Raw genomic sequence first — 14,357 nt, 5'->3', positions numbered from 1 at the left:
CCGGGGACCGCGTCCCGTCCCGCACGCGGCCCCCGGCGCCCCACCCCTCCGGCCCCACCCACACCCCCCGAGGAGGCTGTCCCTGTGACCGCCCGCAAGCCGTCCCGCAAAGCGCCCGATCCCGCTCCGACCACCCCAGAGGCCTCGCTGTCCGCAGAGCACGCGGACGCCACCTCCGCAGGCCCGGCGACCGGGACCCTCGCACCGGTGGAAGCGAGCGCCCCGCCCCCCGAGCCGGTCACCATGCCGATGCCCATGCCGACGCCGGACCCGGCCACGGTCACCGCGCCCGCCGCCGCTCCCGCCAAGCGGGCGAAGCGGGCGGCGGCCCCGCCGCGTCCGCGCCGCGCCGGCGGCGGTCAGGGGGTCCGCCCGGCCCGCGCCCCGGACGACGGGGACCGGGCCCGGCTGATGGCCGGTGAGCACCACGCCCCGCACGACCTGCTCGGCGCGCACCAGATCCGCGGCGGGGTGACGTTCCGGGTGCTGCGCCCCTTCGCCCGGTCCGTGACCGTGCTGGCCAAGGGGCTCCGGGCCGAGCTGCACGAGGACGGCGACGGCTTCTTCTCCGGGCTCCTGCCGATGCCGGCGGTCCCCGAGTACCAGCTCCTGGTCGCCTACGAGGACAACGAGATCGAGGTCCAGGACCCGTACCGTTTCCTGCCCGCGCTCGGCGATCTCGATCTGCATCTGATCGGCGAGGGCCGGCACGAGGAACTGTGGACGGCGCTGGGTGCCCAGCCGATGGAGCACCAGGGCGTCACCGGCACCCGGTTCACCGTCTGGGCCCCCAACGCCCGCGGGGTGCGAGTCGCGGGTGACTTCAACTACTGGGACGGCACCGGCTTCCCGATGCGTTCGCTCGGCTCCACCGGGGTGTGGGAGCTGTTCCTGCCCGCGATCGGGGAGGGGGCGCTCTACAAGTTCGACATCTGCCGCCCGGACGGCACGCACACGCTGCGCGCCGACCCGATGGCCCGCCATGCCGAGGTCCCGCCGTCCAACGCCTCGGTCGTGACGGCCGCCCACCACGTCTGGCGGGACCAGGAGTGGATGGCCCACCGCGGCGACGTCCCGGTGCACGAGGCGCCGCTGTCGGTGTACGAGGTGCATCTGCCGTCCTGGCGCCCCGGCCTCACCTACCGGCAGCTCTCCGAGCAACTCCCCGCGTACGTACGTGACCTGGGGTTCACGCATGTGGAGCTGATGCCGGTCTCCGAGCACCCCTTCGGCGGCTCCTGGGGCTACCAGGTCACCGGCTTCTACGCCCCGACCTCCCGGATGGGCACACCGGACGACTTCCGCTTCCTGGTCGACGCGCTGCACCGGGCCGGGATCGGCGTCATCGTCGACTGGGTGCCCGCGCACTTCCCGCGCGACGAGTGGGCGCTCGCCGAGTTCGACGGCCGGCCGCTGTACGAGCATTCCGACCCGCAGCGGGCGGCGCACCCGGACTGGGGCACGCTCGAATTCGACTACGGCCGCACCGAGGTGCGCAACTTCCTGGTCTCCAACGCCACTTACTGGTGCGAGGAGTTCCACATCGACGGGCTTCGGGTCGACGCCGTCGCCTCGATGCTCTACCTCGACTACTCGCGCGAGGAGGGCGAGTGGTCCCCGAACGAGCACGGCGGCCGGGAGAACCTGGACGCCGTCGCCTTCCTCCAGGAGATGAACGCCACGGTCTACCGGCGCAGTCCGGGCGTCGTCACCATCGCCGAGGAGTCCACCGCCTGGGACGGCGTCACCCGCGCCACCCACCACGTAGGCCCCGGTGGTTTCGGCGGCCTCGGCTTCGGGCTGAAGTGGAACATGGGCTGGATGCACGACTCACTGGAGTACGTGTCCAAGGAGCCGGTGCACCGCAAGTACCACCACAACGAGATGACCTTCTCGATGGTGTACGCGTACAGCGAGAACTACGTGCTGCCGATCTCGCACGACGAGGTCGTGCACGGCAAGCGCTCACTGGTCAGCAAGATGCCCGGCGACTGGTGGCAGCAGCGCGCCAACCACCGCGCCTACCTCGGCTTCATGTGGTCGCACCCGGGCAAGCAACTCCTCTTCATGGGGCAGGAGTTCGCCCAGGGAGCGGAGTGGTCGGAGGGCCACGGCCCGGACTGGTGGCTGCTCGATCCCTCGTACGCGGCGGAGAGCGACCACCGGGGCGTACGGACCCTGGTGAGCGATCTGAACGCGGTGTACGGGGCGACGCCGGCGCTCTGGCAGCGCGACACGGTCCCGGAGGGCTTCGAGTGGATCGTGGGTGACGCCGCGGAGGACAACGTCTTCGCCTACCTGCGCCTCGACGCGGACGGCTCGCCGCTGCTGTCCGTCTGCAACTTCTCGCCGGTGGTGCGGCACGGCTACCGGATCGGGGTGCCGGAAGGCCCGGCGGCCTGGGTGGAGGTCCTGAACACGGACGCGGCGCGGTACGGGGGCGGCGACGTGCGCAACGAGGAGCCGCTGAAGCCGGAGGCGGTGGCGGCGCACGGCAGGGAGACGAGCATGACGCTGACGCTCCCGCCGCTCGCGACGGTGTGGCTGCGGCCGGCCTGACGAGGCGTCGAAGACGCCACGGCGGCCCCGGGGCGTTTCCCGGGGCCGCCGTGGCGTCTTCGATGGCGTCCTCGCGTCAGTACACCGTGTCCTGCTGGTCCGGTACGACACTGCCGTCGCCGCGCCGCACGGGGCCGAAACCGCCGTCGGGCTCGGTGCGGGCGGCGGTCGCGCAGGGGTAGGCCGTGGTCCTGCGGGGCAGCGGCTCGATGAACATGGGGTTCACGACCCAGCGGCCGTCGGCGTTGTCGTAGGCGCGGCACATCACCTCGTTCTTGTTGCGGTTGAGCACGAGGTGCGCGCCCGTGGCGTCACCGACGAACGTCACGTCGGTGTCGGCGTCACCGCCACCGAGCGTGATCCGCCGGTCCGGGGCCTGCCGGTTCCAGGCGGCCCGGCCCTTCATTCCGTAGATCTCCTGGTTGATCCAGCAACGCTTGCCGTCGATGTACGGGATGGCCTCGCCCCGGGTGACGCCCACCCCGCCGCAGCCCTCGTTGCTCGTCGTGATGCGGCCCTTGCGGTCGAGTACGGAGCGGATGGCCACGGTGTGCGCGCGGTCGATTCCGATGCCGCGTGACCAGACCTCGGTGACCGGCTCGGAACCCGCCGAGACGATCCAGACGTCGAACCCGGCCCTCTGGAGCGTACGGACGAGGTCGCGTTGCTGTTCGTAGTACCTGACGTAGGCCGGAAGGACGTGGGTGCCGACGGTGCGGGTCGCGCCGACGGGCGCGGCGAGGGCCTCCGTGCGGGCGGCCTCCGTGTACGCGCGCAGTTCGGGGACGGTGTGTCCGGCGAACAGCTGGGGCACCCACGCGTACTGCGGAACGGTACGCCGGTGGTTCCACTCCCCCGCGAAGGCGGCCTCGCCGCTCATCGTGCTGCCGTCCTCACGGATCTGGAGGATCTCGTCGGCGCAGCGGGCACGGGTGGAGGTGGGCAGGGGTGCTCCCACCCCGACGTCGGTGCCGCAGGCCTCGGTGAGTGCCTGGTCCGCGGTGTCCGTCAGCCACTTGCTGGTGTCCTTCCAGCGGGCGGGCCGGAGGATCTTGTCGTGGCGCAGGGACCAGCTGATGGTGGCGTCGGTGACGTCGTTCTTGGTGATGGTGTTGTCCCAGTCGAACGCCGCGACCGGGCGCGGTCCGCCCTTGCGGTGGCAGGTGCCGCGCTCGTCGATCACGCGCTGCAGCTGGGCACGGTTGTCGCCGTACCAGGGGATTCCGTCGGAGAGTTGAGGGCAGCGAGCCGTCGGCGTCACGGACATGCGATCGGCCGGAGCGGCTGCCACGGGGCCGGCTGCGGCCGCGACCGCCAACGCGGCGGTGACGGCTGAGGTCCACGCGAGAACAAGTCGGATACGCATGCGAGTGGACCGTACATCAACGTTTCCGCGATGTAGAGAGGGCACGCTCCACCCCGTGGAGCGTGCCCTGAAAGCGACGCGTCCCTGTCCTTCGCGGTGTCACCGCAGCCCGGAGGGCACCCGCGAGACGGGTCCTCAGGCCGCCGGGAGCACCTCTTCGAGCTCCTGGAGCAGCCGGCGCTTCGGCCGGGCGCCGACCATCGACTTCACGGGCTCGCCCGACTGGAACACCATCAGGGTCGGCATCGACAGCACCGCGTACCGGGAGGTGATCTCCGGGTTGTGGTCCACGTCGATCTGCACCACCTTGAGCCGGCCGGCCTCCTCCCCGGCGACGGCGCCGAGCACCGGCGCGAGCTGGCGGCACGGTCCGCACCAGTCGGCCGTGAACTCGACGAGGACGGGAAGCCCCGCCCCCAGTACCTCCGCGTCGAAGGTCTCGTCGGTGACCTCGGCCACGCCTTCCACCTGGATCATGTGTCGTCCTCCCAGTTCAGTTCACACCGTGGTTCGGGGCCGCCGGGCAGCTCGGCGGAAGCCTCCAGTTCGGCGCGGGCCAGCTGGGCGCCCACCTCCGTACGGACCGACTGGAGCTGGCCGATGAGCGCGTCCAGCTCGCCGAGCTTGCGCCGGTAGACGGCCAGCGAGGCCGGGCAGGAGTCACCGGCCGGATGGCCGGCCCGCAGACACTCGACGAAGGGCCGGGTCTCCTCCAGGTCGAACCCGAAGTCCTGCAGGGTCCGGATCTGCTGGAGCAGCCGCAGGTCGCCCTCGTCGTACGTGCGGTACCCGTTCTCCGCCCGCCGCGTCGGCAGCAGCCCGCGCGACTCGTAGTAGCGCAGCGTCCGCGTCGTCGTTCCGGCCCGTTCGGCCAGCTCCCCGATTCGCATGGAACGACCGTAAGCCTTGACGTCGGCGTCAAGGCAAGGGTGACGGGGCTCGGGGGCGGGTGCGGGGTTCGCGGACGCACGCCGGGCCGGTACGGAACTTCCGTACCGGCCCGGCGTGCGTGGGGGCGCTTATGCCTTCACGAGCGAGGGCTGCTCCTCGCCGCCGTCCCTGGCCTCGGGGACGTGCGGCTCCGCGGGGCCCTCGTCCGTGAGCATCGCCTCGTCGAACGGCAGCGCTCCGGAGAGGACCTGGTCCACTCGCTCCCGGTCGATCTCCTTGGTCCAGGTGCCGACGAGCACCGTGGCCACGGCGTTGCCCGCGAAGTTCGTCAGGGCGCGGGCCTCGCTCATGAAGCGGTCGATGCCGACGATCAGACCGACACCGTCCACCAGCTCGGGGCGGTGCGACTGGAGGCCTCCCGCGAGCGTGGCCAGTCCGGCGCCGGTGACGCCCGCCGCGCCCTTGGAGGCGATCACCATGAAGACCAGCAGCGAGATCTGCTCGCTGATGCTCAGCGGGTCCCCCGTCGCGTTGGCGATGAAGAGCGAGGACATCGTGAGGTAGATCGCGGTGCCGTCGAGGTTGAAGGAGTAGCCGGTCGGCACGGTGATGCCGACGACGGGCTTGCTGACGCCCAGGTGCTCCATCTTCGCGATCAGCCGCGGCAGGGCCGACTCGGACGAGGAGGTGGAGAGGATGAGCAGGAACTCCCGGGCGAGGTACTTCAGCAGGGAGAAGATGTTGAGCCCGGCCACCAGGCGCAGGATCGCGCCCAGGATCAGGAACACGAAGAGCCCGCAGGTCAGGTAGAAGCCGACCATGATGACCGCGAGGGACTTCAGCGCGTCCACGCCGGTCTCGCCGACCACCGCGGCCATGGCGCCGAACGCACCGACCGGGGCCAGCCACATGATCATGGCGAGGATGCGGAAGACGAGGCGCTGGAGGTGGCCGATGCCGCGCAGGACCGGCTCGCCGGCCGATCCCAGGGCCTGCAGCGCGAAGCCCGCGAGCAGGGCGATGAGCAGGGTCTGGAGGACCTCGCCCGAGGTGAAGGACGACACCATGGTGTCGGGGATGATGCCGAGCAGGAAGTCCGCGGTGGACTCGCTGTCCCCCGCCTGGGCCTCACCCGCGGCGCGGGTCGCCTCGGTGATGTGGAGGCTGGAGCCGGGCTCCAGGATGTTGCCGACGACCAGGCCGATGGCCAGGGCGACGGTCGACATCACCAGGAAGTAGCCGAGGGCCAGACCGCCGACGGCGCCGACCTTGGCGGCCTTCCGTACGGAGCCGACCCCCAGCACGATCGTGCAGAAGATGATCGGCGAGATCATCATCTTGATGAGATTGACGAAGCCGGTCCCGATCGGCTTGAGCTCAACGGCGGCACCCGGGGCGACGAGGCCCACGAGGATGCCGAGCCCCACCGCCACGATCACGGCGATATACAGATACTTCGTACGGTCCCGCTTGGCGGCGGCCACTCCCACGGGGGTCTCCTCGGCTCGTCCTTGTCCCTCCCCCGTCCCTGGGGGCCCCGGCGACTATGCCGCTCCCTGTGACGCCGGTCACCCTTACGTGCATTTCGTTCATATGTTTTCGGCCAGGCAGACTGTGGCCATGCGCCTTCCCAGCCCTCGTCCGCGCAGTCTGGCCGGACAGCTCTTCGCCATGCAGGTGGTGCTGGTGGCGGCCGTCGTGGCGGGGTGCGCCTTCTTCGCGTACGCGTCCGGCAGCGCACAGGCCCGGGAGACCGCGACCCGGCAGGCCAGGGCGGTGGCCGTGTCGGTGGCCGATTCACCGTCGGTACGGGAGGCGATCCGCACCCCGGACCCGTCGGCCGTCCTCCAGCCGTACGCGGAAGCGGCCCGCCGGGACACCGGGATCGCCTTCGTCACGATCATGGATCCGCACCGGGTCCGCTGGACGCACCCGCACACCGACCGGATCGGCGAGACCTTCCTCGGGCACACGGCGCGGGCCCTGCGCGGCGAGACGTTCTCGGAGACGTACACCGGGACGCTCGGTCCCTCGATCCGGGTCGTCACGCCCGTCCGGGACGGGGGCCGGATCGTCGGCCTGGTCAGTGCGGGCATCACGGTCGAACGGGTCTCCACGCAGGTGCGGGCGCAACTGGGCGCGCTGGGGCTCGCGGCCGGTGCGGCGCTGGCGCTCGGCGGCATCGGCACCTATGTGATCAACGCGCGGCTGCGGCGGCACACCCACGGGATGAACGCCGCCGAGCTGAGCCGGCTGCACGACTACCACGAGGCCACACTGCACGCGGTACGCGAAGGGCTCCTGATGCTCGACGGGCAGCGCAGGATCGCCCTGATCAACGACGCGGGCCGGGAGCTGCTGGGTCTGGCGCCGGGTACGGTCGGGCGCCGGGTCGCCGAACTCGATCTGCCGACGCCGCTGACCGGGGCGCTGCTGGCCTCCGAGGAGCGGGTCGACGAGGTGCACCTGACGGCGGACCGGGTGATCGTGGTCAACACCCGTCCGGTGGTGGGCGGCGAGCGGAGCGGCACGGTCGTCACCTTGCGCGATCACACGGAGCTCCAGGCGCTGTCGGGCGAGCTGGACTCGGAGCGCGGCTTCACGCAGGCGCTGCGCTCGCAGGCGCACGAGGCGGCGAACCGGCTGCACACGGTGGTGTCGCTGATCGAGCTGGACCGGGCAGAGGAGGCCGTCGGTTTCGCCACGGCGGAGCTGGAACTGGCGCAGGCCCTGACCGACCGCGTCGTCGGCGCGGTCGCCGAACCGGTGCTGGCGGCCCTGCTGCTGGGCAAGGCGGCACAGGCGAACGAGCGGGGGGTGGAGCTGGTGCTGGCGGACGACAGCCTGATCGACGACGGGGTCCTGCCCGCGTCGCTGCCGCAGCGCGATCTGGTCACCGTCCTCGGCAACCTGATCGACAACGCGGTGGACGCGGCGTCGGAGGGGGTGAGCGACCCGCCCGGTGCCGCGGACGGCTCCGTCCCCGCGCAGCGCGCCTCGTCGCCGCACCGTCCCGCACGCGCCCGGGTCACCGTCACGGCACTCGCCGGGGACGGCGAGCTCCTGCTGCGGGTCGCCGACAACGGGACCGGCGTCGACCCGGCGGACGCCGAGGAGGTGTTCCGGCGCGGCTGGTCGACGCACGGCGCAGGCCGCGGGATCGGCCTGGCGCTCGTCCAGCAGGCCGCGCACCGCAACGGCGGCGCGGTCACCCTGGAGCGGGGCCCGGACGGCGGCGCGGAGTTCACCGTACGGCTGCCGCTGCCCGAGGGCGGCGGCGCGCGGAAGGGCAGGGCCACATGAACCCAGTGATCAGGGTGCTGGTCGTCGAGGACGATCCGGTCGCCGCCGACGCCCACCGGCTCTACGTGGACCGGGTCCCGGGATTCGAGGTGGCCGCCGTCGCGCGCTCCCGCGCCGAGGCGGTGCGGGCGCTGGAGCGCACACCGGTCGATCTGCTGCTCCTGGACCTGTACCTGCCGGACGGGCACGGCTTGCACCTGCTGCGCTCGCTGCGGGCGGCCGGTCACACCGCCGATGTGATCGCCGTGACGTCGGCGCGGGAGCTGGCCGTGGTCCGGGAGGGGGTGTCGCTCGGTGTCGTCCAGTACGTGCTGAAGCCCTTCGCCTTCGCCACCCTCCGCGACCGGCTGGTCCGCTACGCGGAGTTCCGGGCGGCGGCCGGCGAGGCGAGCGGACAGGACGAGGTCGACCGCGCGCTCGCCTCCCTGCGCTCCCCGCAGCCCGCCCGGCTGCCCAAGGGGCTGAGCGGTCCGACGCTGGAGGCGGTGACCCGGGTGCTGCGCTCGGCCCCGGACGGGGTGACGGCGGCCGCAGCGGGCGTGGAGCTGGGCATCTCCCGCATCACCGCGCGCCGCTACCTGGAGCATCTGGTGACCGCGGGGCGTGCTGCGCGCAGTCCGCAGTACGGGCAGATCGGGCGCCCGGAACTGCACTACCGGTGGGTGGCCGAGGCCCGCTGAGCGGGGCTCCGGGCCGTCCCGGGGACCCGCGCGGGGCGCTCGGCGGCCCGGTTTTCCGCCTAGGAGTTTCCTATGAGCCGTGGCCTCGGTGAAACACACCGTAGTCAGACCGCCTCCGACCTCTTACGGTAGGGCCGTGCACCCCACCCCGCCTTTCAACGCCCCCGCCGCGCGCAGACTGCGCGAGGCCCTGGGTATGGCTCCCGGTCATGTCGCCTACGGCCTCGGCGCCCAGTACGGACTCAGGATCAGCGCCGAGACCGTAGCCGCTTGGGAGCGTGGACTCGCCTTGCCGACCGAGTACGAACTCACGGCGCTCGCGGGGGTGTTGTGGTGCGCCCCCGGTGAACTCCTGACCGCCGCCCGGACCCTGCGCGAGCACCGGGTCGCCCGTGAGCTGGCGCCGGACGAGCTGGCGGGGCTGCTGGGGATGGCCACGGCCGCGTATCTGCGCATGGAGGAGTCCGGGCGGTGGCGGGGCAACGAGCGCCAGTCCGCCGCGCTCACCGAGGCGCTGGGGCTGACGGCCGCCGGCTTCGTGACGGCGACCGGCCGGGACGAGGAGCTGGCCGAGCTGCTGCGCAGCGCCGTCACGACGCGCTGGCAGGCGTATGTGCGGCCGGTCTCGAAGGTGGTGCCGGTGGACCGGAAGGCGGTCCAGGGCGTACTGGAACAGCTGCACTCCGAGTACCAGGCGCTGATGGTGTCCACGCTGAGCTGGAGCAGTACCGGTGACGAGCGGGAGGGTGCGACGGGCGACGCGGGCCGGGCCTTCCTGGCGCGGATCGTGGACCGGTTCTGGCAGACCGCCGACGTGTGAGGTCCGCCGGAGAGTCCGCCGCACAACGATGAGCGGGCCGTGACCGTCCAGGGTGGACGGTCACGGCCCGCTCGACACCGCCGCCGCTGTTCGACGGCTCGGCCGGTCCGGTCAGAAGACCGACTCGGCCTCGCGCATCCGGTCCAGCGGGACGCGCTTCAGCTGCGTCACCGCGTCGGCGAGCGGCACCATCTCGACGTCGTTGCCGCGCAGGGCCGTCATCCGGCCGAAGTCACCCCGGTGCGCCGCCTCCACCGCGTGCCAGCCGAAGCGGGTGGCGAGCACCCGGTCGTACGCGGTCGGCGTGCCGCCGCGCTGCACATGGCCGAGGATGACCGGCCGGGCCTCCTTGCCGAGCCGGGTCTCCAGCTCGACGGCCAGGCGGTTGCCGATGCCCTGGAAGCGCTCGTGGCCGAACTGGTCGATCGCGCCCTTGGCGTACGGCATCGAGCCCTCGGCCGGGTGCGCGCCCTCGGCGACGCAGATGACCGCGAACTTCTTGCCGCGTGCGAAGCGCTCCTCGACCATCTTGACCAGGTCCTCGACCTGGAACTTCCGCTCGGGCAGGCAGATGCCGTGGGCTCCGCCGGCCATGCCGGACTCCAGCGCGATCCAGCCCGCGTGGCGGCCCATCACCTCGACGACCATGACGCGCTGGTGGGACTCGGCGGTGGTCTTCAGCCGGTCTATGGCCTCGGTGGCGACACCGACCGCGGTGTCGAAGCCGAAGGTGCGGTCGGTGGCCGAGATGTCGTTGTCGATGGTCTTCGGTACGCCGACCACGGGCATTCCGGCGTCCGAGAGCATCCGGGCGGCGGTGAGGGTGCCCTCGCCGCCGATCGGGATCAGCGCGTCCATGCCGTAACGGCGGCTCAGCTCGGCGCAGTTCTCGGCCGCTTCGCGCAGCCGGTCGCGCTCGAGACGGGCGGAGCCGAGGATGGTGCCGCCGCGGGCGAGGATGCCGCTGACCGCGTTGAGGTCGAGGGGGCGGAAGTGACCGTCGAGAAGACCCTTGAACCCGTCCTCGAACCCGATGACCTCGTCACCGTGACCCACCACGGCGCGGTGCACGACCGAGCGGATCACTGCGTTCAGGCCTGGGCAGTCGCCGCCTGCGGTGAGAACTCCGATGCGCATCGTGCTTTATCTCCTGCTCGCTAGGGCCTGTCCGGCGGTAACTACACAATCCCCCGTACCGTGAGCCACGGTGATTGTCCCATGCCTGGTACGTACCTCGCGCTCCCGGCCTGTTCCGGTGCCTCCGGCCGCTCGCGGCGGCGGCGCCGGCGGCCTCGGAGAGGGGCTTTCGCCCGGCGGGCGACCCCTCGGCCCCCGCAGGTATCGTCAAACAGGCGATACCACCCATACCTGCCAGGCAAGGACGGGAGAGCACGCGTGACGCGCAGCGTGTACGTGACCGGGATCGACCGGGGAGACGGCCGCCAGGTCGTCGATCTGGGAGTCATGGAGCTCCTGACGCGTCAGGTGGACCGGGTCGGGGTGTTCCGCCCGCTGGTCCACGACGACCCCGACCGGCTGTTCGAGCTGCTGCGGGCCCGCTACCGGCTCTCCCAGGACCCGGGGACGGTCTACGGTCTCGACTACCACGAGGCCTCCGCGATCCAGGCGGAGCAGGGTACCGACGAACTGGTCTCCCGGCTCGTCGACCGCTTCCACCGGGTGGCCCAGGAGTACGAGGTGGTCCTCGTGCTCGGCACCGACTTCGCCGCCACCCAGCTCCCCGACGAGCTGGCCCTCAACGCCCGCCTCGCCAACGAGTTCGGCGCCTCGGTGATCGCGGTGGTCGGCGGCCAGGACCAGAACGCGGAGTCCGTGCGGGCCGAGACGCGCAACGCCTACCGCGCGTACGCCGGTCTGGGCTGCGACGTCGTCGCGATGGTGGTGAACCGGGTGGCCTCCGCGGACCGCGAGGCCATCGCGGACCGGCTCTCGGCCACACTGCCCGTCCCCTGCTCGGTGCTGCCCGACGATCCGGCCCTCTCGGCGCCGACGGTCGCCCAGATCACCGCGGCGCTGGACGGGACGGTGCTGCTCGGCGACGACGCGGGGCTGGCCAGGGACGTGCTGGCCTTCGTGTTCGGCGGCGCGATGCTGCCGAACCTGCTGAAGGCGCTGACACCGGGCTGCCTGGTGGTGACCCCCGGGGACAGGGCCGATCTGGTGGTCGGCTCGCTCGCCGCGCACAGCGCCGGGACACCGCCCATCGCGGGCCTGCTGCTGACCCTGGACGAGCGGCCCGGCGAGGAGATACTCAAGCTGGCCGCACGGCTCGCACCGGGTACCCCGGTCGTCGCGGTGGCCGACGGTTCCTTCCCCACCGCCGAGAAGCTCTTCGCCCTGGAGGGCAAGCTGAACGCGGCGACGCCCCGCAAGGCGGAGACGGCGCTGGGACTCTTCGAGCGCCATGTCGACACGGGCGCGCTCCTCGACCGGATCTCGGTCGCCCGCAGCGGCCGGGTCACTCCGATGATGTTCGAGCACGAACTGCTGGAGCAGGCCCGCGCGGACCGGCGCCGGGTGGTGCTGCCGGAGGGCACGGAGGAACGGGTGCTGCGCGCGGCCGACGTGCTGCTGCGGCGCGCCGTCTGCGACCTCACCCTCCTGGGCGACCCCGGCATCATCCGTAAGAAGGCCGCCGATCTCGGCATCGATCTGGCCGGCACCCAGCTCATCGACCCGCAGACCTCCGAGCTGCGCCAGACCTTCGCGGAGCGGTACGCGCAGTTGCGCGCCCACCGCGGGGTGACGGTCGAGCTCGCGTACGACGTCGTCTCGGACGTCAACTACTTCGGCACCCTGATGGTCCAGGAGGGGTTCGCGGACGGCATGGTCTCCGGGGCCGTGCACTCCACGGCGGCGACGATCCGCCCCGCCTTCGAGATCATCAAGACGAAGCCGGACGCCTCGATCGTCTCCTCGGTCTTCTTCATGTGCCTCGCCGACAAGGTCCTGGTGTACGGCGACTGCGCGGTCAACCCGGACCCGGACGCGGAGCAGCTCGCGGACATCGCCGTGCAGTCCGCGGTGACGGCCGCCCGCTTCGGCGTGGAGCCCCGGATCGCGATGCTCTCGTACTCGACGGGGACCTCGGGCACGGGCGCGGACGTCGACAAGGTCCGCGAGGCGACGGACCGGGTGCGCGCGAGCCACCCGGACCTGATGATCGAGGGCCCGATCCAGTACGACGCCGCGGTCGAGCCGAGCGTCGCCGCGACGAAGCTGCCCGGTTCCGAGGTGGCGGGCCAGGCGACGGTCCTGATCTTCCCGGACCTGAACACCGGCAACAACACCTACAAGGCCGTGCAGCGCTCGGCGGGAGCGGTGGCCGTCGGCCCGGTCCTCCAGGGGCTGCGCAAGCCCGTGAACGACCTGTCCCGGGGCGCGCTGGTGCAGGACATCGTCAACACCGTGGCGATCACGGCGATCCAGGCACAGGGCGAGGAGCGACCCGCATGACCAACCCGACCGAAGGTGCCGCGGCAGCCGAGGGGGCGAGCCGGGTGCTCGTCCTCAACTCCGGCTCCTCCTCACTGAAGTACCAGCTCCTGGACATGCGCGACCGCTCCCGGCTCGCGTCCGGCCTGGTCGAGCGGATCGGCGAGGAGACCTCCCGGCTCGTCCACACCCCGCTGAACGGCGGCGCCGGCGAGAGCCGTGAGCGCGAGGGCCGGATCGCCGACCACGACGCGGCGCTCAGGGCGGCCGCGGAGGAGCTGGCCGCCGACGGGCTCGGCCTGGACTCCCCCGAACTCGCGGCGATCGGCCACCGGGTGGTGCACGGCGGACTGCGGTTCAGCGCGCCGACCGTGATCACCGACGAGGTGCTGACGGAGATCGAGCGCCTGGTCCCCGTGGCGCCGCTGCACAACCCGGCGAACATCACCGGCATCCGCACCGCCCAGGCGCTCCGCCCCGACCTGCCGCAGGTGGCGGTCTTCGACACCGCGTTCCACACGACGATGCCGGAGTACGCGGCCCGGTACGCGATCGACGTGGAGACCGCCGACGCGCACCGGATCAGGCGCTACGGATTCCACGGCACCTCGCACGCGTACGTCTCGCGCAAGGCGGCCGAGCTGCTGGGCCATGCCCCGGAGGACGTCAACGTCATCGTGCTCCACCTGGGCAACGGCGCCTCGGCCTCCGCGGTGGCGGCCGGCCGGTGCGTGGAGACGTCGATGGGACTGACCCCCTTGGAGGGGCTGGTCATGGGTACGCGCTCGGGAGACATCGATCCGGCCGTCACCTTCCACCTCAAGCGGGTGGCGGGGATGTCGGCGGACGAGATCGACGAACTGCTCAACAAGAAGAGCGGTCTGGTCGGCCTCTGCGGCGACAACGACATGCGGGAGATCCGGCGCCGGATCGACGAGGGCGACGAACGTGCCGCGCTCGCCTTCGACATCTACGTCCACCGGCTGAAGAAGTACATCGGCGCCTATTCGGCGGTCCTCGGGCGAGTGGACGCCGTGGTGTTCACGGCGGGGGTCGGCGAGAACTCGGCGCCGGTACGGGAGGCTGCGATCGCCGGTCTGGAGGAGCTCGGCCTGGTGGTGGACGCGGATCTCAACGCCGTACGGTCCGGCGCACCGCGGCTGATCTCCCCGGACTACGCACGGGTCGCGGTCGCCGTGGTGCCGACGGACGAGGAGCTGGAGATCGCCGGCCAGACCTTCGCACTGGTCGACAACTGAGCGACCCCGCGCCCCTTTGTATC

At 71.9% G+C, this 14,357-nt stretch carries 11 protein-coding genes; 6 read left to right on the top strand and 5 right to left on the bottom strand.

Annotated elements, in window-relative coordinates; translation table 11 throughout:
• Positions 1-84: 84 nt before the first annotated feature.
• On the top strand, positions 85-2,559 hold the full coding sequence (gene glgB / locus ACIQM0_RS06710) for a 1,4-alpha-glucan branching enzyme (RefSeq protein WP_401284075.1): 2,475 nt from the start codon (positions 85-87) through the stop codon (positions 2,557-2,559).
• A 76-nt stretch (positions 2,560-2,635) separates the two neighbouring features.
• Here the strand turns inward: glgB and ACIQM0_RS06705 are convergent, their stop codons facing one another.
• From ACIQM0_RS06705 to ACIQM0_RS06690, 4 genes are all read right to left on the bottom strand, one after another.
• On the bottom strand, positions 2,636-3,925 hold the full coding sequence (locus tag ACIQM0_RS06705; RefSeq protein WP_401284074.1) for a haloacid dehalogenase-like hydrolase: 1,290 nt from the start codon (positions 3,923-3,925) through the stop codon (positions 2,636-2,638).
• 135 nt (positions 3,926-4,060) lie between these two features.
• Entirely contained in the window at positions 4,061-4,402 is a 342-nt protein-coding gene (gene trxA, locus ACIQM0_RS06700; protein ID WP_401284072.1) for a thioredoxin, read from the bottom strand.
• The gene (locus ACIQM0_RS06695; RefSeq protein WP_401284070.1) at positions 4,399-4,815 is read right to left on the bottom strand and encodes a MerR family transcriptional regulator; all 417 of its coding nucleotides are present in this window, start codon (positions 4,813-4,815) and stop codon (positions 4,399-4,401) included. Before ACIQM0_RS06695 ends, trxA begins: the two co-directional genes overlap by 4 nt.
• 129 nt (positions 4,816-4,944) lie before the next feature.
• A complete protein-coding gene (locus tag ACIQM0_RS06690; protein WP_401284068.1) occupies positions 4,945-6,306 on the bottom strand; it encodes a cation:dicarboxylate symporter family transporter in 1,362 nt (453 codons plus the stop codon).
• 130 nt (positions 6,307-6,436) lie between these two features.
• On the opposite strand from ACIQM0_RS06690, the gene ACIQM0_RS06685 reads away from it, so the two are divergent.
• From ACIQM0_RS06685 to ACIQM0_RS06675, 3 genes are all read left to right on the top strand, one after another.
• Positions 6,437-8,119, top strand: coding sequence for an ATP-binding protein (locus ACIQM0_RS06685; protein ID WP_401284066.1), 1,683 nt, complete (start codon positions 6,437-6,439; stop codon positions 8,117-8,119).
• A 5-nt stretch (positions 8,120-8,124) separates the two neighbouring features.
• Positions 8,125-8,799: a response regulator gene (locus ACIQM0_RS06680; protein WP_401284181.1), complete on the top strand. Its 675-nt coding sequence runs from the start codon at positions 8,125-8,127 to the stop codon at positions 8,797-8,799.
• Positions 8,800-8,995: 196 nt separating this feature from the next.
• Entirely contained in the window at positions 8,996-9,619 is a 624-nt protein-coding gene (locus ACIQM0_RS06675; protein ID WP_401284179.1) for an XRE family transcriptional regulator, read from the top strand.
• Positions 9,620-9,730: 111 nt separating this feature from the next.
• Here the strand turns inward: ACIQM0_RS06675 and ACIQM0_RS06670 are convergent, their stop codons facing one another.
• Positions 9,731-10,756: an ATP-dependent 6-phosphofructokinase gene (locus ACIQM0_RS06670; protein WP_401284064.1), complete on the bottom strand. Its 1,026-nt coding sequence runs from the start codon at positions 10,754-10,756 to the stop codon at positions 9,731-9,733.
• A gap of 258 nt (positions 10,757-11,014) precedes the next feature.
• On the opposite strand from ACIQM0_RS06670, the gene pta reads away from it, so the two are divergent.
• Together pta and ACIQM0_RS06660 are read left to right on the top strand one after the other, a co-directional pair.
• Complete coding sequence (gene pta / locus ACIQM0_RS06665) at positions 11,015-13,096, top strand: phosphate acetyltransferase (protein WP_401284062.1); 2,082 nt, start codon at positions 11,015-11,017, stop codon at positions 13,094-13,096.
• Complete coding sequence (locus ACIQM0_RS06660) at positions 13,093-14,334, top strand: acetate kinase (RefSeq protein WP_401284060.1); 1,242 nt, start codon at positions 13,093-13,095, stop codon at positions 14,332-14,334. Before pta ends, ACIQM0_RS06660 begins: the two co-directional genes overlap by 4 nt.
• Positions 14,335-14,357 lie beyond the last annotated feature (23 nt).

This window comes from Streptomyces sp. NPDC091387 (genome assembly GCF_044756945.1).
GTDB lineage: Bacteria > Actinomycetota > Actinomycetes > Streptomycetales > Streptomycetaceae > Streptomyces.
This window is presented reverse-complemented; position numbering and strand designations above follow the sequence as displayed.